Origin of the sequence: Candidatus Nitrosopumilus sp. SW (genome assembly GCF_006740685.1) — an archaeon.
Lineage (GTDB): Archaea > Thermoproteota > Nitrososphaeria > Nitrososphaerales > Nitrosopumilaceae > Nitrosopumilus.
In genome coordinates this window covers 71,834-86,939 of record NZ_CP035425.1, presented here as the reverse complement: position 1 = coordinate 86,939, position 15,106 = coordinate 71,834, and the positions used below count along the sequence as shown (strand labels likewise).

Below are 15,106 nucleotides of genomic sequence, written 5' to 3'. Positions count from 1 at the left end.
CTAATCCAAAAATGTTTTTTGTAATAGTTCAAAAGATTTCATAGTGTCTCCTACAGGATTAAATTGTATTATTGGCAAATCAATTCCTGTTTGTCTAAAACTATCAAGTTGTTTTTTACAGTCTTCAGGAGTTCCACAGATAGTTAGTTCTTTCAGCATCGAATCCGATACCAATTCATGATTAGATGCAAAACCTGATTTTTTAAACTCTTCAAATATGTTTGATGTTTCATTTTCAAATCCATTTTCTGCTAAAAATTCTCTATATATTTTACCAACAGATATGTAAAATGATAGTGTTTTTTTTGCACGTTCTATTGCTTCATCTGAATTTTCTGAAACACAAGTGATTATTTGACACGTGACATCAATTTTTCTTTTTGATTGCATTTTTTGAATTGTTTCTTTCATTTCATTTTTTGGCCTAAGATAAAAAATCACACCGTCTCCAATTTCCCATGTCAAATCAACCATTTTTTGATTAACTGCTGCAATGTATATTGGAATTGATTCTCTTTGAGGTTTGATCAATAATGTAAAATTTTTCAAATTGAAAATATTTCCAGAATAATTAATTGGTTTTCCAGAAGTTATCAGTTTGATTATTTCCACATATTCCTTCATTCTTTGTAATGGTTTTTCAAATTCATATCCATGAAAAGTTTCTACAATTGGCAGGCTACTAGTTCCAAGGCCTAGAATCAACCTTCCTTCAGATAAGGTATCTACAGTAACTGCACCCATGGCAATTGCTGCTGGGCTGCGAGAATAGATGTTAATTATTGATGAACCAATTTTTTGGGCAGATGTCCTGCTAGATACGGCACTTAGCATTGAGAAATTCTCCATTCCCCATGTTTCAGGCACCCAAATTGCATCTGAATTGGTTTTTGCTATCTTTTCAGCACAATTTAGAACTTCATTTATTGAAAGCATTGAGCCTAAACTGCATGCAATACGCATGAATTATCTAGATTAATTGGATATTCTAGTGTATCTCTTTTAGCATTAGGTTAATTTTCCTTGAGGCGTCATATTATCCAAAAATCTGTAAACTATGAAATGTTGAGCGAACAAATATTTGCACAAAAACCATCACAAGAATCTACATTTTGGGATGATGCCACAAAATATGCATCTGCCAGTAAAGATGAGCCCTTTGTTGAAGAGGTAGCATACATGATGGTAACACTGCACAGAACTGGTGCATAAATCAAAAATCTATTTTATTATTTTCTCTATTTCTAATGCGCATTCTTCCATATCTTTGAATGAATCTACAGAATACCATTTTGAATTTTTGAATTTGACTGTATTTAAAATGCCTTTTTTGGCATATTTTGGAAAAACTGTTTTTTCAATATCTCCTTTATCTGGAAGTTCTTTTAGAATTGTTTTTTCTAGATGGTAAATTCCCGCATTCATCCAGGTGTCCGAGATTTCTTTTTTCTCTCTAAAATTTAAAATCTTGTCGGCATTAGTTTCCAAAATTCCATACTTTGTTCTCAACTCTATAGATGCAATTGCATTTTTCTTTTTTTCCAGTTTTTTTAAATCAATGTTTGTAATTGTATCTCCATTTAATACAAAAAAAGATTTTTCTTTAATCATCTTTCCTGCTTTCTTGATAGCTCCTCCAGTGCCTAACGGTGATTTTTCAATTGAAAATTTTATTTTGATTCCAATATCTTTCATATTCAAATGGTTTTCAATCATTTCTGTTTTATACCCTGTACAAATGATAACTTCATTGATTCCAAATTTTTTCAGATATCTTATTTGCCACTCTATTATTGGAATATTCTTTATTGGGACAAGAGGTTTTGGAACATAATCTGTTACTGGTTTTAGTCTTTTTCCACGTCCACCCGCCAAAATTATTGCTTTCAATGTATTCGTCTAATTTTTAGAGTATATCAAAATTTTCTATTTTATTTTTTGAGTTTTCTTACCCATACTGTCTTTATTTTTTGATTCTGAGTTATCCACTACTTGCTCCATCTTCTCAGCAAATTCCTTGTAAATTTTTTCTAATTCTTTTAAGGATAGTTCAATTCCTAGTAACTTCATAGTTTTATTCCAAGATTCAATGTATTTTTCATCATCCAGACCTTTTCCTAAAGTTTCAGCTATCGAATGAACTCCTTCTGTTTTTCCCAGAGCATAAATGGCTATTTCTCGGTCAGTTAGCATTATTTTCACTTTCTGTCATGTAATAGTGCAGTTCAGTATAACATTCTACACAATAATCTTCATAATCTGTATGATCGCAATCATATACTTTCTTTACATCATTACTACATTTTGCACAAATTGGCATAATAATTCGGATTATGATTTTGCTATTTTGATTCCGCCTAATGCTAACTGGATAATTGCGGGAACTAACATCATAGCCATTGAAGCCATAGGATCCCTGTCCGAAGTTTCAGATGCAGGTGCAGGATTTACCATTACTACAATTCCTCCAATAATGATCAAAATACCTGTAATGATTATCATGATGCCTAATCCTTTAGATGATTCCTTAAGAGATATGAAAAATGCAATTATTGGCAAAATCAATGCAGGTGCTCCTAAACCTATGCCTCTTTGCATATGATCAAGAGGCAAAAACCCATAATCACTATCTGAAGACATTGCAACTGCCACATCAGCAGCATAAATTAGAAGTAATCCTATTGCAATTCCCGTAATAATTAATGCTGCAGTTAATGCCATGATGATTTTTTTCTCTCACAATTAATAAACTTAGTTAGGCTGATTGAACTACTGCCCTAGGTTTTATGGATTCTAATTTCACTAATAGATCATTAATTGATTCGTTATCAGTTGCAATGAGGTTAAAATGACCTAATTTTCTCATAGGTTTTGAAATTTTCTTCCCATACATTTTCAAAAATAGATTTTCATCAGGAATTTCTAATGGCTTGTATTCACCTTCAAAGGTTTTTGTTCCAAGTATATTGTACATAATAGTAGGATGTAAAAGTTTGGTACTGCCAAGTTCTAATCCCAAAATTGCACGTAAATGTTGTTCAAATTGAGAGGTTTCACTTGATTGTAAAGTATGATGTCCTGAATTATGTACTCTTGGGGCAATCTCATTAATTACAATTTGATCATCTTGAGTAACAAACATTTCAATTCCAAATACCCCTGCTCCTTTGAGAACATCCATAGTTTGACTAGCAATTTTTTCTGCATTTTTTGTTACTTCTTCAGAAACTCTTGCGGGAGCAATTGTCTCACGTAAAATATTTTCTTCATGAATGTTTTCCACTAGTGGAAATGTTTTGATTTCACCTTTGGTATTTCTAGCTGCAATTACAGATACTTCCATTTTAAATGGCACAAATTTCTCTAACATTAATTTTTGACCTTTAAAGTAATCATAAGCTATTTGGATCATTTCCTCTGAATCGATTTTAAAATTACCTCGTCCATCATATGCATCTCGTCTTGCTTTTAGTAATGCGGGATATCCAAATTTTTTCAAACCTTCTTTAACGTCGTCAATATCTGAAATTTCTATAAATTCCGGAACTGGAATGTTGTGTTCTTTAAGAAAAGTTTTTTGTAAAAATTTGTCTTGAATTGTATGTAGTGTTTCTGGAGATGGATTGATCTCTGCATTCTTTTCAACAGATTTTAGTACTTGACTATCTCCTGATTCTATTTCATATGTGATGATATCTGATTTTTCAGATAGTGCAACTATGGCATCTTTGTCTTTGAAATCTGCAATAATTTGCTCGGCACCAACTTGAGCTGCAGGACAGTTTTCAGTCGGATCTAACACAATGATTTTTGATACCTCTTCAGGCATCTTTTTTGCAGCCTCTGCTATCATCATTCCAAGTTGACCTCCGCCAATAATTCCCAGAATCTTTGCCATTATCTACCTCATATTTTTCGAATAAAAATAGCTAATGATGTTTCTAATAGTTCAATGATTTCTTGTAATAGTTATTGTTAATTACTCTCTAGTTTTTTCTAATATTATGACATATTCAAAAAAACCTCTTGTTGGAATAATTATGGGATCAAGTTCTGATAGTAGAATTATGAAAGGTGCTGCAGAAATATTTGATGAATTTAAAGTCAAACATGAAGATCAAATTATTTCTGCACATAGAACTCCTTCAAGATTAGCAGAGTATGCACAACATGCTGAAAAGATGGGATTCAAAATAATCATTGCAGGAGCTGGAGGTGCAGCACATCTTCCTGGCATGATAGCATCACACACAGTTATCCCAGTAATCGGGGTTCCAATACTGGTCTATAATGATAAACATCCAAAGAAAACAGACACAGCAAAATTTTCTGCCTTTGGAGGATTGGATTCATTGTTGTCCATCACCGAAATGCCCTCTGGTTCACCTGTTGTTTCAGTGGGAGTTAACAAAGCTGGAAATGCAGCAATATATGCAATGAAAATACTTGCAAACGAATTTCCAGAATTACAAAAGAAACTCAAACAGCACAAATCAGATCAACATAAATCCGTTCTAAAAGAATCTGAACAAATGAAAAAACAAGGATTAACAGAATTTACAAAAAAGAAATTCAAATAATTATGTCAATAATCTAAATTGAACATTTTTCTTTTGTAATGCTTGAATTAGTCCATCTGCTTGTTCTTTCCCTTGAGTTTCTAGATTCATAGTAACGGCAGCAGAGCCTGCACTGACATTTGAACTCAATCTGTCATGAACTACTTCTACAATATTGGCATTGGCAAGGGTAATCTCGTCTACAATTTCTTTGAAAGCGCCAGGTCTGTCAGGTAGCAATATTGATAGTTTTAACAACCTACCCATAGCAGCTAGGCCTTTGTCTACAATCTGACCTAATAGATACATGTCTACGTTTCCACCTGCCAACACTGCAACTACTTTCTTTCCAGGTGCAGGTTTCTTTGAAATTAGATATGCTAAACTTGCAGCGCCAGCTGGTTCTACTACAAACTTCATTCTTTCCATTAGCAAAAACATTGCTTTTGTAATTTCAGTATCATCTACTAGAACAATCTCATCCATTAGTTCATTAATTACATTAAATGTCAGTTGTCCTGGAACTTTTACAGATATACCATCTGCAATTGTTCTTGCACCGCCACTTGCAGTTATTGCACCTTGTTTAACTGACTCATACATTGATGGAAAAGATCTTGACTGTACCCCGATAACCCTGATTTTTGGGTTTTTCTCTTTTATTGCAATTAAAGTACCTGCTGCCAATCCTCCTCCTCCTATTGGAAGATAAACTTCTTCAACATCTGGCAAATCATCTAGTATCTCCAAACCAATTACTCCTTGAGCAGCAATAATTTGTGGATCATCAAAAGCATGTATCATAGTTGCTCCTGTTTCTTTTGCTATTTCTTTTGCTTTAGCAGAAGACTCATCATAGTTTATGCCTTCCAAGATAACGTTTGCACCATAACCCTTTGTTGCAGCAACTTTGGCAGGTGAAGCATTTTTTGGCATAACAATAGTACAAGGAATTTCTTCAAGAGCAGAAGCTAATGCAACTCCTTGTGCATGATTTCCTGCAGATGCTGCAACCACACCATGTTTCTTTTCATCATCTGACAGCGATTTGATTTTGTAGTAAGCACCACGAATTTTAAATGAACCAGTTTTTTGTCTAAACTCTGCTTTCAGATAAACATCAGATTTTGTAATCTCACTAAAAGTTGGTGAATGAATCAAAGGAGTTTTCTTAATTTCATCTCCCCGCATAGAGTTTGCTTTTTTTATCTCATCAAATGTTGGGTCCATTGGAAATGTTGCTAAGAAAACGATGTATTTGACTTCTTCTATACAAAAATTATTTTTTTAGTCAAATTTTATGCGTAAATTTCTAGCAAGTGCTAAATAGTTAAAAAATCCTGCTTAAATCATATCGAGGAATCAGATTCCCCTATGAGAAATTTTCTCATATCTGGTTCCTTGATCTTAATTTATGAATTAATTATAGTTGCAAAATCATCTAATCTCTTTACAATGTTTTCTTTTGTAGAATCAGACATTTTTCTAGGATCAAATAACCCCTCCCTTGTATTATTTTTTATAAATTCCAAATCAAATGTACATAAACATCCTTCTTCACCAGTAACCAGTTTTGAATCATCAATTAATGTGGGTGTTGTTTGATATGTTTCAATTAAAAGAGAATCTAATTCGTTAAACAGTTGAGTCTTTTTTTCAGATAATTTTTGAAAATCTACTCCAGATTGTTTCTCGATTTCAGAAAATACTTTTTCTCTAAATTCATCATTTTCATAAAACACTTCAAAGAGTTTTTGATGATCAAAATCCTTGTAACCCATTTCTTTTAATTTATCTAAAACATATTGATCACTGTTATTAGAAAACTCCTCTTCTTTGTTTTTTGTCATATCGATAATTTCAGATAGTTCTTTTTGACAATCAATTACTCTTTGAACAGGTTTGTAATATAACAACACATGAAATTGTATTGAGACATGTCCTGAAATTAGATAATTGCCCTCCATTACTTCAAACTTCATGAAAATTCTTCGGGTATCTTCATTGTTTGATATTGTTACATCTTGAATAGACCAATCTTTTAGATTTTTGCCGATATTTCGAAAATAATCCATTATTAATTTTGGATCAAATGTTTTTTGTTCAGAAACGGTAGCATCTCCCAACATAACCTTGACATCGATCATTTTTGTCATGTCTGTAATTTTTGATAAAAATGATTTTTGAATATCTTCATTTTTTTTATTCAAGAGTTTAATGAACTCATTTGGAGATCTTGTTCCTAAACGCACAAGATTTACCAAATTATTGCTCGCCTTAAACCTTCATCAATATCTAAATATGTAATCGAGGAATTCTAGGCATGGAAGATTCTAGTTTTACCTGTAATGACTGTGAAGGTGAAATTGTAGAATACTATCATGATGGATATAGGGGAAAAAGAGGAAAATGTGCTCAATGTGGGCAGGAATTTCCCTTAGAATAGGAGAAAAACATGGCAGAAAACAATATAGAAAAAAAATCAGATTCTAGTCAAGACAAAGTTGTAGATATGTTGCTCAGTTCAGCACCTGAAAAAACATTAGATTCAGAATCAATGATTTTAGAAACTCAAAAACGAGTTTGGGGGGCGTTGAAAAAAGGTTATCAATATTCAGGAGTTGCTAACGATTCGGACAAATTCTTGAGAAAAAATGTATTTTCAAAATTAGATTTAGTTGTAATTTATGTTGATTTAGTGGGTTCTACCACCATGACATTAGAGATGCCTGAAGAAAAGATTGCAATAATTATTAGTTCTTTTGCACAAGAGATGGCAGCAGTAATCAGACAGTATGAAGGATACGTCTTAAAATTTGTAGGTGATGCAGTCATCGGATATTTTGACGCACAAAGTAATGGTTTACTTGCATCAGACAATGCAGTGAATTGTGCAAAATCTATGATTTCTGTGATACAAAAAGGAATCAACCCTATCTTGAATCAATACGATTACCCAGATCTAATGGTAAAGGTTGGAGTTGATTTTGGGCAAAATATTGTTGTAAGATACGGGGCAGACGAACAACAATCTCAAGTAGATCTTATGGGTCCTGCAATGAATATTGCAGCTAAAATTCAGAATATGGCAAAACCTAATCAAATTCTAATTGGAAATGATGTTTATCAAAGACTACATCCAAACTTTCAAAGAGATTTTGTAGAAGTTGTTTGGAAAAAAGATGAATGGAAATATCGTTCCAGAGTGACTGGCGAAATTTACAAAGTTTATGAGTTTAAAGGATAAAACACAAGTTTTGATTATACAGTAAATTTATCAGGACATTCTACATGTTCATAATGATGTTCTGTAAATTTTTCTTGAACAACATAGATCACTATCTTATGTAGATCTTGTTCTGCGATGTCTTTTTTGCATCTGAGACATGTTTTTTTCGTTTCTGTCATGCGTATCAGCGATCAAAAACTGGTACGGTATATAGATCTGCGATCAGCTCAAATTGAGCAAAAATGACTCAGATTTCACTAAACCGTATATCAAATGCCTAAAGCAAGGCAGAAATATAGCCAAATAAAACAAGATTCGTGGAAAATCTAGTAGATAAACACCTACGAGACCTTTATGGTTTGAATCCAAACATTCCTCATGTGGCACTACAATTCCCTAGATTGCCACCTGGATTAAAGCACCCAATGTTTGGAATTAATACAAATCCTGTAAAAGAGCAATTCTCACGAGATGTTGAAACAGTCAGCCAGAAACTTCAAGGATTTCAACACATGTATCAACAATATGCTGCAGGACTATTGACTGGAAATCAAGTAGTCCCTCCTGGACATCCATTATACACTAGACAAAATTCTGTTCAAACACTTCAAGCAGAAAATGATAAACTACTAAAAGAAAATACAGAATTAAAGAAAAAATTAGAAAAAGAATCCAAAAAACAAGATTGAAAAATTACTGATAATTTTTAAGACAAGTATCTTTATTAATTCCAAAACCAATTTTTAGTATGGTTAAAACTCCTGCAGAAAAATGGAAAGACACTATTGTAAAGTATCGAAAACAATGTCAAAAGATTCTTCAAGTTTCAAAGAGTGTAAGATATGCTGGAGTGATCAATCTTTATGGTAGAACCTTGGCAGGAATTGTTCAACCAAATCTTAAACCCTTGTTAAAATCCGAGCAAGTAAAAAACGAGTTTTTCATAATTTCAACACTGATGTCATTGAGAAAAAATACTGCCACAACTGTCGGAAAACTAGAACATGTAATATTACAACATCAAAAAGTAACAATTGTTCTTTTGCAAAAAAATGACATCACATATTATGTTTCAATCAATAGAAAAGAAAAAGGCTTAGAGAAAATTATTTCTTCAATAAAGAAGATGATCTAAGCAGGTGTAAATCCGTGGTATCCACCAGTTTGTTCAGCTTTATCTGAGAAACTTGGTTCAAACAAGGAAATCAAGTAATCATCAGGGTCAGAAATTACAGCATTTTTTCCTGCATCTTTTTCGACAATTTCACGATGAATTTTAACTCCCTTCTCCCTTAGTTCTTCAACTGCAGATTTTACATCTCCAACTAGAAAACCGATTGTGATTCCACTTTCAAGAGCATTTCCATGCTGTTCAGTTAATGAAGCAGGATGAAGACTCAATAAAGCTCCAGAAGTGCCCAAATCTACCCAAGTTCTTCTTTGATTTTTTATTGGGAGGCCAATAATTTCATTATAGAACTTAATTGATTTGTCTAGGTCTTTTACGGCCAAAATCACATTTCCGACTTTTTTGATATTCACAGAAGGTCTACCTCGAAGTTGTTTAAATTAATTGTCATTGAACTTCAACCATGGTTTCAGTTCGTTCAACTCCATTGATTTTTTGAATCTGATTGGCCACTTCTTTGATTTCAGAGAGTTGTTTAACATCTATGATTGCTACTGCATCAAATTGACCGCTAGTAGGAAATGAATCAGATACTGAAGTGACCTTGCGCAATCTAGCAGCAATTAATTTTTTTGGAGATTTCACCAATATAATGGCCCTTACCATCCCAAATTAACCTCCACTTCAATCAGGGTTTCAGTAGTTACAATATCTTTGATTTTTTTAAAATCAATCACCATGTTATTGATATCATCAATTCCTCCTTGTAAGATAACACTAATGTCTGCTCTACCTGTAACAACCATGATTTGTTTGACTACCTTACGCTTCTTTTTTAGAATTTGAACAACAGAGTCAACCTTACCAGGTTTTACGGTGATTAGACATAATGCACGCATACAAGTACTACGTTATCGAATCGAATAAAGATTCCTAGTCAAATGCTTCCTGAGACCTTGCCTCTTCTAGATAGGCACGTCTTTCTTCATTGACTTTTTCTTGATCAATTTCAATATCATCATCTACTATGACTATTCCTAGATCTCCTACAGGTTCATCTTTTTTACTCTTTGATTTTGTTGATTTAGCCTTGGTTTTTGTGGCTTTTGTAGTTGTCTTTGATTTTGTTGATTTAGCCTTGGTTTTTGTGGCTTTTGTAGTTGTCTTTGATTTTGTTGATTTAGCCTCAGTATCTTTTGATTTTGCGGTTTTCTTTGTAGATTTTTTTTCAGCCATGAATGTCGAAAATCTAGAGGTCGCCTTATTTTTAAAGATTTTGTAGAATTGATTTTTTAGAAAAATTATCCAGAATTCTCCGATCAGTTAATTTTTTCTAGAAAAAAGTAGATCAAACTAGCCATCCAAGTCAATAATTTACTCTGAGTTCAATTTATCAAAAAATAACTTTTTGATAAATGGATGGGAGGTGAAACAAGATAGCAACACTAGCAGATTATGCAACTGTAGGCGATTCAGTCAGCTTGGCAAAAATTGGCGACAAAGCTTTTACAATAACGTTCATTGAGGATTCAGATTATACACAAGGTGAATTAGTCACAAAAGGAGTGAAGATTACAACTAAAGAAACTTTTGAGATTGAAGGGAATTTTGTAAATAAATTTCATACAACCCGAGTGGCAATTGTAAAAAAATTCAGCAATGAAAAATTGCGTGCTGACGTCAATAATGGGAATTCATTAGGACCAGTAAAATGTGTCTCCGAGAAATCAGCCTCTGGAAAAAGCTTCTATAATTTAGTAGATGCATTATGAGTTTTTGAAAAATAATCAAAAACATCCCCTATTTTTTAAAATGGTATACAGTGCCGCGGGCGGGATTTGAACGCGCGACAGCCCGGTCTTCAGCCGAGTGCTCTCCCAGGCTGAGCTACCACGGCACTTAAAAAAAATAATTTCATTGAGGAATTAAAGTGTGTCTTTTTAGGTTTTCCAAATAATGTCTTCTTTGTTATTTCTTTTATTGATTAGCCGTCCCATGACAAAAAATAGATCAGATAAGCGATTAAGGTAAATGATGCAATTTGAATTAATTTCATCTTTTTCGGCAAGTTGTACAGTCCATGTTTCAGCTCTACGTACAACGGTTCTTGTGAAATGTAATTGCGATGCAGAAATTGAACCTCCAGGCAATATGAAATTAGTCAATGGAGGTAATTCTGATTCAAATCTATCGATATTTTGTTCCAATTCCTGAATCATTTCCAATGTTACTCTATTTTTCACATCGTTAAGATTTGGATTTGACAGATCAGCACCAACCACAAATAAATCATTTTGAATTTTTGTAAGAATGTCAGAAATGTCTTGATCTAATTGATTTGCCAAAACAATTCCCAATGAAGCGTTTGCTTCATCTACTGCACCATATGCAAATATTCTTGGGTGGGATTTTGAGATACGTAAATCCCCTTGAAGACCGGTATTTCCATCATCACCTGTTTTGGTGTATATTTTCATAAAATAGTAGAGTCTGTTTCAACTATTATGTTGTTCGAAAATCTCAAAACTCTTTAGGAGAATATATGAAATATTATCATGTCAGAAGATTTTTTGGAAATTGCCGCAAATCTAAAAAACATTTCACGTCAAGGATGGATTGACAAATTATCCATTGAAAAACCAGAATCTGTTGCAGATCATACTTTTTCAATGGCAATAATAGGAATGATGATTTCTGATTTAGAAAATTTGAATTTTGAAAAAATTCTAAAAATGGTTTTACTACATGATTTAGCAGAATCAAAGGTAGGAGATATTGTTCCAGATAAAATGAATATTCAAGAAAAACAAAAATTAGAAAACTCTGCATTTGAAAAAATTGTTAAAACTCTACCTGAATCACTGATGACAAAATATACTGAAATTTGGAAAGAGTATCAGGAAAACGATTCCATTGAAAGTCAAATAGTGCATCAAATTGACAAATTAGAGATGGCACTTCAAGCAAAAATATACCAATCACAAGGATATTCTAAAGAAAAGTTAGAAATATTCTTGGAATCCGCAAAATCAAACATAACTCATCCTAAATTAAAAGAATTATTTACAAAGATAGTTGATGAAAATTAATGTCAGAGATAGAAAAAGATGAATTAATTGATGCACAAAAACAAGTAATTGGAATCTTGTTTGAAGTAATCAAAAGATTACAAGCTAATAGCGATTTAGATGAAGAGTATTTTGAAATAATAACAAAAGAAGAAAAAAATGAAATCAGATTAAATGAAATTATGAATGAGAGAGAAGAAAATGCAAAAATTGTTGGTAGATTATTAGAGCAATTAGAGACTTAATGTCCACAACTACAGTCATCATCTGAAATTATTCTCAAGTGGGCTGTTTGCTGGTATTTGTCTTGAATGTAATTTGAGAGATTTGCAATTCTTATTCTAGGGGCTCTAGTTTTCCAACTACCTTCGTTTTCAAACCAAAACTCAATTTCATCCACATCATATCTCTCTCCACTTTCAACCAGTTCTTTGAATATTGATTTTATTTCATCAACTTCAGATTCAGATAAATTTGATTTATCTTCAACCATAGTAGTAATTTCATTTAATTTTATTATTACATTATTTGTAAGAGGCATGTGATTTTTAGAATAATATTGTATAACTATCTTTTGAGGTAATATTGTTTTTATAACAATCAGATAATTTGTCATACATGCAGTATTTTCAAGCACTAAAACTTGGTCAAAAAAGAGTGGCAGATGCTAGAGAATACCTCAATAAATTAACCGATGGTAAAGCAATGCCTGCATTAGCTTTAACAGATACAAAATCAAATGTTTGGAAACCAGTAGGTGAAGAAAATCTGTATGCATTTGTTGATGAATCTGCAGGTTTTGTTTTAACTGATAATAGTGGATACATTCTTGCACTAGTTGACAATAGCGGTGCATCAAAAACCATAGTACAAGGAGTAACAAAGGAACAAAAAGAAAGATTGGAAAAAGCATTTGAATCAGACAACATTCCAAAATTTGAGGGAAAAGTAATTCTTCCAGTTTAATTCTAGCCTCAAAAAAAACGTAAAGCTTTAGTTATGATTGTGTAGAGAATAGTAAAATGAGTAAATTTTCACAAGAGATCGAAGTTAGTGGACATCTGATTGATTCGCTGATTTTGACTAAGATCTTTGATAAAATTATGGACTTACAAGGAGAATTTCAAGTACAAGAAATCAATATTGGTAAAAGAAAAAAAGATCAATCATATGCCAGATTATTAGTCAAAGGCAAAAATCAAAAACATTTGGATGAAATTTTACAGACTGTTTACAGAGAAGGTGCAGTATCAAAAATACAAAAAGAGATTACTCTAAAAAAATCTCCAAAAAATAATGTGATGCCAGATAATTTTTACAGCACAACAAATAATCACACTCAAGTTTTCCATAAAGGAAAATGGATTCAGGTAGAAAATATGATGATGGACAAATGTATTGTTGTAAAAGGTGATAGAGCATTTTGTGTTCCAGTAAGAGATGTCAAAAAAGGTGATCAGATAATTGTAGGTGAAGGAGGAGTTAAGATCAATCCACCAGAGAGACCAAGAGAAGGCTCTAATGTCTTTGAGTTTATGGGAAGTTCAAGTTCTAGTGAGAGACCAACTCAACACATTGCAAAGAAAGTTGCAGATGATATTTACAATACAAAAAAGAAAGGTGGAAAAATTGTCATTGTTGGAGGTCCGGCAATAGTCCATACTGGAGCATCCGATGCAGTATCAGAATTAATTAGATCAGGATACATTGACGGGGTTTTGGCAGGTAACGCTTTAGCCGTTCACGATATAGAGTATGCTACTATAGGTACATCGTTAGGAATGAATGTAAAAGATGCAACATTGGCATATCACGGCCATAGAAACCACATGGATGCAATCAATTCTGTCTTCAAAGCAGGTTCTATTGCAAATATGGTAAAAACAAAAAAACTTACCAAGGGAATAATGTATGAATGTGTAAAAAATAAGGTTCCATTTGTACTAGCAGGATCCATTAGAGATGATGGTCCATTACCCGATGTAATTACGGATGTTGCACAAGCACAAAGAGAATACAAGAAAGTTCTAAAAGATGCAAGTATGGTGATTATGATTTCAACCATGCTTCATTCTATTGCAACAGGAAATATGCTTCCAGCAAATGTTAAAGTGATTGTTGTAGACATCAATCAACCAACAGTTACAAAACTTATGGATAGAGGTACATGGCAAGCATTAGGAATTGTTTCAGACGTGGGAGCATTCTTGCCCATGGTTGCACAACAAATTAGAAAAAAGAAATAATATTAAAAATCAAATACCTAAACTAGTTAAAATGAGATCTCCATATGCTAATTGAATTAAAAATCCTCCGGCAATCATTAACAAATATGGGATTCCAGGAGTTATCCATGTGTTTGATTCTTGGGAAAAATTTTCATTATCAACATGATGAAGTGATAGAACTATTTTTTTAACATGACCCTCAGTTTTTTCAATCAAAAATCCATGTTTTGGATTTTTTGATCTATATCCTAACAAAGACGCCAAAATTTTTTTGTGTATTGATTCTTCAAATCCTTCAAAAATATCCTCTCCTCGAAGTTTAGAAATAATATTGTGCACAAGATTTACCAATAGTGGTACTATGAACAGTACTGCTGCGTTTGATAATGTTGTGAATGGTGTGACCATGTTTTCACTAAATGTCATTTGAGGGGCAATTATGGCCAATGCAATCAGGGCAAAAGCATCAGCCCCTCCAAACAATCCCATTCTCCAAATTATTATTGAAATCGGGGCAATAATCAATGCAAATAGTGTAGAGTAAAGAGCATTCATTTGAAATGGTTCAAAAAGTAACAATACCGCCCCTGCAGAACCAAAAATAATCCAAACATAATCATGCACCTCTCTTTTCCAAATATCAAAAAAACCTCCAACAACTAACATGAATAATGCCAATCCAATTCGGATTAAAAATAGGTCAGAAATTCCTTCCAACCTGAATCGCCTTAAAATAATCAGTATTTGTTAAAAAAATTCTCAAAAAAAATAAAGAATTATTTCTACACATGTGCAAATTTTCTCTACATCTATCAATTTCCAATTTTAATAAAATTTACTATCTTTTCCTATGAAAAAATGGTACGCGTCTTTTAAAAGAAAAAATGACTAAA

26 protein-coding genes and 1 tRNA gene are annotated in these 15,106 nt (G+C 32.7%); 11 read left to right on the top strand and 16 right to left on the bottom strand.

The window, feature by feature from the left end; all coding sequences use genetic code 11:
- A complete protein-coding gene (locus Nisw_RS00540) occupies positions 1 to 963 on the bottom strand; it encodes an LLM class flavin-dependent oxidoreductase (RefSeq protein ID WP_185736631.1) in 963 nt (320 codons plus the stop codon).
- Positions 964 to 1,062: 99 nt separating this feature from the next.
- On the opposite strand from Nisw_RS00540, the gene Nisw_RS09000 reads away from it, so the two are divergent.
- Positions 1,063 to 1,212, top strand: a complete 150-nt coding sequence (locus Nisw_RS09000; protein ID WP_185736691.1) for a hypothetical protein — start codon at positions 1,063 to 1,065, stop codon at positions 1,210 to 1,212.
- A gap of 9 nt (positions 1,213 to 1,221) precedes the next feature.
- On the opposite strand, the gene Nisw_RS00535 is transcribed toward Nisw_RS09000, so the two are convergent.
- The 4 genes from Nisw_RS00535 to Nisw_RS00520 all read right to left on the bottom strand — a co-directional run bounded on the left by Nisw_RS00535 (position 1,222) and on the right by Nisw_RS00520 (position 3,898).
- The gene (locus Nisw_RS00535) at positions 1,222 to 1,890 is read right to left on the bottom strand and encodes a nucleotidyltransferase family protein (RefSeq protein ID WP_141975563.1); all 669 of its coding nucleotides are present in this window, start codon (positions 1,888 to 1,890) and stop codon (positions 1,222 to 1,224) included.
- A gap of 36 nt (positions 1,891 to 1,926) precedes the next feature.
- Positions 1,927 to 2,193: an iron-containing alcohol dehydrogenase gene (locus tag Nisw_RS00530; protein ID WP_141975561.1), complete on the bottom strand. Its 267-nt coding sequence runs from the start codon at positions 2,191 to 2,193 to the stop codon at positions 1,927 to 1,929.
- Between the two features lie 138 nt (positions 2,194 to 2,331).
- Positions 2,332 to 2,721, bottom strand: coding sequence for a hypothetical protein (locus Nisw_RS00525; RefSeq protein WP_141975559.1), 390 nt, complete (start codon positions 2,719 to 2,721; stop codon positions 2,332 to 2,334).
- A gap of 34 nt (positions 2,722 to 2,755) precedes the next feature.
- Positions 2,756 to 3,898, bottom strand: a complete 1,143-nt coding sequence (locus Nisw_RS00520; protein ID WP_141975557.1) for a 5-(carboxyamino)imidazole ribonucleotide synthase — start codon at positions 3,896 to 3,898, stop codon at positions 2,756 to 2,758.
- 106 nt (positions 3,899 to 4,004) lie between these two features.
- On the opposite strand from Nisw_RS00520, the gene purE reads away from it, so the two are divergent.
- Positions 4,005 to 4,580 carry a 5-(carboxyamino)imidazole ribonucleotide mutase gene (purE, locus tag Nisw_RS00515; protein WP_141975555.1) on the top strand — a complete coding sequence of 192 codons (576 nt, stop codon included), beginning with the start codon at positions 4,005 to 4,007 and terminating at the stop codon, positions 4,578 to 4,580.
- Here the strand turns inward: purE and ilvA are convergent, their stop codons facing one another.
- A complete protein-coding gene (ilvA, locus tag Nisw_RS00510) occupies positions 4,581 to 5,789 on the bottom strand; it encodes a threonine ammonia-lyase (RefSeq protein ID WP_141975553.1) in 1,209 nt (402 codons plus the stop codon).
- Positions 5,790 to 5,971: 182 nt separating this feature from the next.
- Complete coding sequence (locus Nisw_RS00505; protein WP_141978415.1) at positions 5,972 to 6,811, bottom strand: hypothetical protein; 840 nt, start codon at positions 6,809 to 6,811, stop codon at positions 5,972 to 5,974.
- Between the two features lie 71 nt (positions 6,812 to 6,882).
- Here Nisw_RS00505 and Nisw_RS09345 point away from each other — a divergent pair, with 71 nt between their 5' ends.
- Together Nisw_RS09345 and Nisw_RS00500 are read left to right on the top strand one after the other, a co-directional pair.
- Positions 6,883 to 7,005, top strand: coding sequence for a hypothetical protein (locus Nisw_RS09345; RefSeq protein ID WP_255430789.1), 123 nt, complete (start codon positions 6,883 to 6,885; stop codon positions 7,003 to 7,005).
- A gap of 9 nt (positions 7,006 to 7,014) precedes the next feature.
- Positions 7,015 to 7,806 carry an adenylate/guanylate cyclase domain-containing protein gene (locus tag Nisw_RS00500; protein WP_141975552.1) on the top strand — a complete coding sequence of 264 codons (792 nt, stop codon included), beginning with the start codon at positions 7,015 to 7,017 and terminating at the stop codon, positions 7,804 to 7,806.
- Positions 7,807 to 7,820: 14 nt separating this feature from the next.
- Here Nisw_RS00500 and Nisw_RS08995 read toward each other — a convergent pair whose 3' ends face one another.
- On the bottom strand, positions 7,821 to 7,967 hold the full coding sequence (locus Nisw_RS08995) for a hypothetical protein (RefSeq protein WP_185736630.1): 147 nt from the start codon (positions 7,965 to 7,967) through the stop codon (positions 7,821 to 7,823).
- A gap of 138 nt (positions 7,968 to 8,105) precedes the next feature.
- Here Nisw_RS08995 and Nisw_RS00495 point away from each other — a divergent pair, with 138 nt between their 5' ends.
- Both Nisw_RS00495 and Nisw_RS00490 read left to right on the top strand, forming a co-directional pair.
- Positions 8,106 to 8,477: a hypothetical protein gene (locus Nisw_RS00495; RefSeq protein ID WP_141975550.1), complete on the top strand. Its 372-nt coding sequence runs from the start codon at positions 8,106 to 8,108 to the stop codon at positions 8,475 to 8,477.
- Between the two features lie 59 nt (positions 8,478 to 8,536).
- The gene (locus Nisw_RS00490; protein WP_141975548.1) at positions 8,537 to 8,923 is read left to right on the top strand and encodes a hypothetical protein; all 387 of its coding nucleotides are present in this window, start codon (positions 8,537 to 8,539) and stop codon (positions 8,921 to 8,923) included.
- Here the strand turns inward: Nisw_RS00490 and Nisw_RS00485 are convergent.
- Genes Nisw_RS00485 through Nisw_RS00470 form a run of 4 tightly spaced genes read right to left on the bottom strand, consistent with a single transcriptional unit; the run spans position 8,920 to position 10,153 of the window.
- Positions 8,920 to 9,330 carry a VOC family protein gene (locus tag Nisw_RS00485; protein ID WP_141975546.1) on the bottom strand — a complete coding sequence of 137 codons (411 nt, stop codon included), beginning with the start codon at positions 9,328 to 9,330 and terminating at the stop codon, positions 8,920 to 8,922. The genes Nisw_RS00490 and Nisw_RS00485 overlap by 4 nt on opposite strands.
- A 34-nt stretch (positions 9,331 to 9,364) precedes the next feature.
- Complete coding sequence (locus tag Nisw_RS00480) at positions 9,365 to 9,583, bottom strand: Lrp/AsnC ligand binding domain-containing protein (RefSeq protein ID WP_141975544.1); 219 nt, start codon at positions 9,581 to 9,583, stop codon at positions 9,365 to 9,367.
- A complete protein-coding gene (locus Nisw_RS00475) occupies positions 9,577 to 9,816 on the bottom strand; it encodes a hypothetical protein (RefSeq protein WP_141975542.1) in 240 nt (79 codons plus the stop codon). The genes Nisw_RS00480 and Nisw_RS00475 overlap by 7 nt, the downstream gene beginning before the upstream one ends.
- 34 nt (positions 9,817 to 9,850) lie before the next feature.
- Positions 9,851 to 10,153, bottom strand: coding sequence for a hypothetical protein (locus tag Nisw_RS00470; protein WP_141975540.1), 303 nt, complete (start codon positions 10,151 to 10,153; stop codon positions 9,851 to 9,853).
- A 245-nt stretch (positions 10,154 to 10,398) separates the two neighbouring features.
- Here Nisw_RS00470 and Nisw_RS00465 point away from each other — a divergent pair, with 245 nt between their 5' ends.
- Positions 10,399 to 10,689 carry a hypothetical protein gene (locus Nisw_RS00465; RefSeq protein WP_141975538.1) on the top strand — a complete coding sequence of 97 codons (291 nt, stop codon included), beginning with the start codon at positions 10,399 to 10,401 and terminating at the stop codon, positions 10,687 to 10,689.
- A gap of 51 nt (positions 10,690 to 10,740) precedes the next feature.
- On the opposite strand, the gene Nisw_RS00460 is transcribed toward Nisw_RS00465, so the two are convergent.
- Together Nisw_RS00460 and Nisw_RS00455 are read right to left on the bottom strand one after the other, a co-directional pair.
- Positions 10,741 to 10,814, bottom strand: a tRNA-Phe gene (locus tag Nisw_RS00460).
- A gap of 43 nt (positions 10,815 to 10,857) precedes the next feature.
- Positions 10,858 to 11,394 (bottom strand): cob(I)yrinic acid a,c-diamide adenosyltransferase, encoded by a 537-nt coding sequence (locus Nisw_RS00455; RefSeq protein ID WP_141975536.1) that lies wholly within the window; start codon positions 11,392 to 11,394, stop codon positions 10,858 to 10,860.
- A 78-nt stretch (positions 11,395 to 11,472) separates the two neighbouring features.
- Here Nisw_RS00455 and Nisw_RS00450 point away from each other — a divergent pair, with 78 nt between their 5' ends.
- Positions 11,473 to 12,006, top strand: a complete 534-nt coding sequence (locus Nisw_RS00450) for an HD family hydrolase (RefSeq protein ID WP_141975534.1) — start codon at positions 11,473 to 11,475, stop codon at positions 12,004 to 12,006.
- Entirely contained in the window at positions 12,006 to 12,230 is a 225-nt protein-coding gene (locus Nisw_RS00445; protein WP_141975532.1) for a hydrolase, read from the top strand. The genes Nisw_RS00450 and Nisw_RS00445 overlap by 1 nt, the downstream gene beginning before the upstream one ends.
- On the opposite strand, the gene Nisw_RS00440 is transcribed toward Nisw_RS00445, so the two are convergent.
- Positions 12,227 to 12,478 carry a hypothetical protein gene (locus tag Nisw_RS00440; RefSeq protein WP_255430788.1) on the bottom strand — a complete coding sequence of 84 codons (252 nt, stop codon included), beginning with the start codon at positions 12,476 to 12,478 and terminating at the stop codon, positions 12,227 to 12,229. The two genes, Nisw_RS00445 and Nisw_RS00440, sit on opposite strands and share 4 nt — an antisense overlap.
- A gap of 125 nt (positions 12,479 to 12,603) precedes the next feature.
- Between Nisw_RS00440 and Nisw_RS00435 the strand changes: the two genes are divergently transcribed.
- Together Nisw_RS00435 and Nisw_RS00430 are read left to right on the top strand one after the other, a co-directional pair.
- Complete coding sequence (locus Nisw_RS00435; protein ID WP_048069751.1) at positions 12,604 to 12,951, top strand: hypothetical protein; 348 nt, start codon at positions 12,604 to 12,606, stop codon at positions 12,949 to 12,951.
- Between the two features lie 56 nt (positions 12,952 to 13,007).
- Complete coding sequence (locus Nisw_RS00430) at positions 13,008 to 14,231, top strand: TIGR00300 family protein (protein WP_141975528.1); 1,224 nt, start codon at positions 13,008 to 13,010, stop codon at positions 14,229 to 14,231.
- A gap of 9 nt (positions 14,232 to 14,240) precedes the next feature.
- Here Nisw_RS00430 and Nisw_RS00425 read toward each other — a convergent pair whose 3' ends face one another.
- On the bottom strand, positions 14,241 to 14,930 hold the full coding sequence (locus Nisw_RS00425) for an A24 family peptidase C-terminal domain-containing protein (protein WP_141975526.1): 690 nt from the start codon (positions 14,928 to 14,930) through the stop codon (positions 14,241 to 14,243).
- Positions 14,931 to 15,106: the final 176 nt, after the last annotated feature.

Excerpts from the sequence above, each read along its gene's own strand:
- Nisw_RS00445 (WP_141975532.1), top strand. The coding sequence starts at position 12,006 with ATGTCAGAGATAGAAAAAGATGAATTAATTGATGCACAAAAACAAGTA.
- Nisw_RS00470 (WP_141975540.1), bottom strand. The coding sequence starts at position 10,153 with ATGGCTGAAAAAAAATCTACAAAGAAAACCGCAAAATCAAAAGATACT.
- Nisw_RS00525 (WP_141975559.1), bottom strand. The coding sequence starts at position 2,721 with ATGGCATTAACTGCAGCATTAATTATTACGGGAATTGCAATAGGATTA.
- Nisw_RS00455 (WP_141975536.1), bottom strand. The coding sequence starts at position 11,394 with ATGAAAATATACACCAAAACAGGTGATGATGGAAATACCGGTCTTCAA.
- Nisw_RS09000 (WP_185736691.1), top strand. The coding sequence starts at position 1,063 with ATGTTGAGCGAACAAATATTTGCACAAAAACCATCACAAGAATCTACA.
- Nisw_RS00520 (WP_141975557.1), bottom strand. The coding sequence starts at position 3,898 with ATGGCAAAGATTCTGGGAATTATTGGCGGAGGTCAACTTGGAATGATG.
- purE (WP_141975555.1), top strand. The coding sequence starts at position 4,005 with ATGACATATTCAAAAAAACCTCTTGTTGGAATAATTATGGGATCAAGT.
- Nisw_RS00475 (WP_141975542.1), bottom strand. The coding sequence starts at position 9,816 with ATGCGTGCATTATGTCTAATCACCGTAAAACCTGGTAAGGTTGACTCT.
- Nisw_RS08995 (WP_185736630.1), bottom strand. The coding sequence starts at position 7,967 with ATGACAGAAACGAAAAAAACATGTCTCAGATGCAAAAAAGACATCGCA.
- ilvA (WP_141975553.1), bottom strand. The coding sequence starts at position 5,789 with ATGGACCCAACATTTGATGAGATAAAAAAAGCAAACTCTATGCGGGGA.
- Nisw_RS00435 (WP_048069751.1), top strand. The coding sequence starts at position 12,604 with ATGCAGTATTTTCAAGCACTAAAACTTGGTCAAAAAAGAGTGGCAGAT.
- Nisw_RS00500 (WP_141975552.1), top strand. The coding sequence starts at position 7,015 with ATGGCAGAAAACAATATAGAAAAAAAATCAGATTCTAGTCAAGACAAA.
- Nisw_RS00530 (WP_141975561.1), bottom strand. The coding sequence starts at position 2,193 with ATGCTAACTGACCGAGAAATAGCCATTTATGCTCTGGGAAAAACAGAA.
- Nisw_RS00430 (WP_141975528.1), top strand. The coding sequence starts at position 13,008 with ATGAGTAAATTTTCACAAGAGATCGAAGTTAGTGGACATCTGATTGAT.
- Nisw_RS00440 (WP_255430788.1), bottom strand. The coding sequence starts at position 12,478 with ATGGTTGAAGATAAATCAAATTTATCTGAATCTGAAGTTGATGAAATA.
- Nisw_RS00540 (WP_185736631.1), bottom strand. The coding sequence starts at position 963 with ATGCGTATTGCATGCAGTTTAGGCTCAATGCTTTCAATAAATGAAGTT.
- Nisw_RS09345 (WP_255430789.1), top strand. The coding sequence starts at position 6,883 with ATGGAAGATTCTAGTTTTACCTGTAATGACTGTGAAGGTGAAATTGTA.
- Nisw_RS00480 (WP_141975544.1), bottom strand. The coding sequence starts at position 9,583 with ATGGTAAGGGCCATTATATTGGTGAAATCTCCAAAAAAATTAATTGCT.
- Nisw_RS00490 (WP_141975548.1), top strand. The coding sequence starts at position 8,537 with ATGGTTAAAACTCCTGCAGAAAAATGGAAAGACACTATTGTAAAGTAT.
- Nisw_RS00450 (WP_141975534.1), top strand. The coding sequence starts at position 11,473 with ATGTCAGAAGATTTTTTGGAAATTGCCGCAAATCTAAAAAACATTTCA.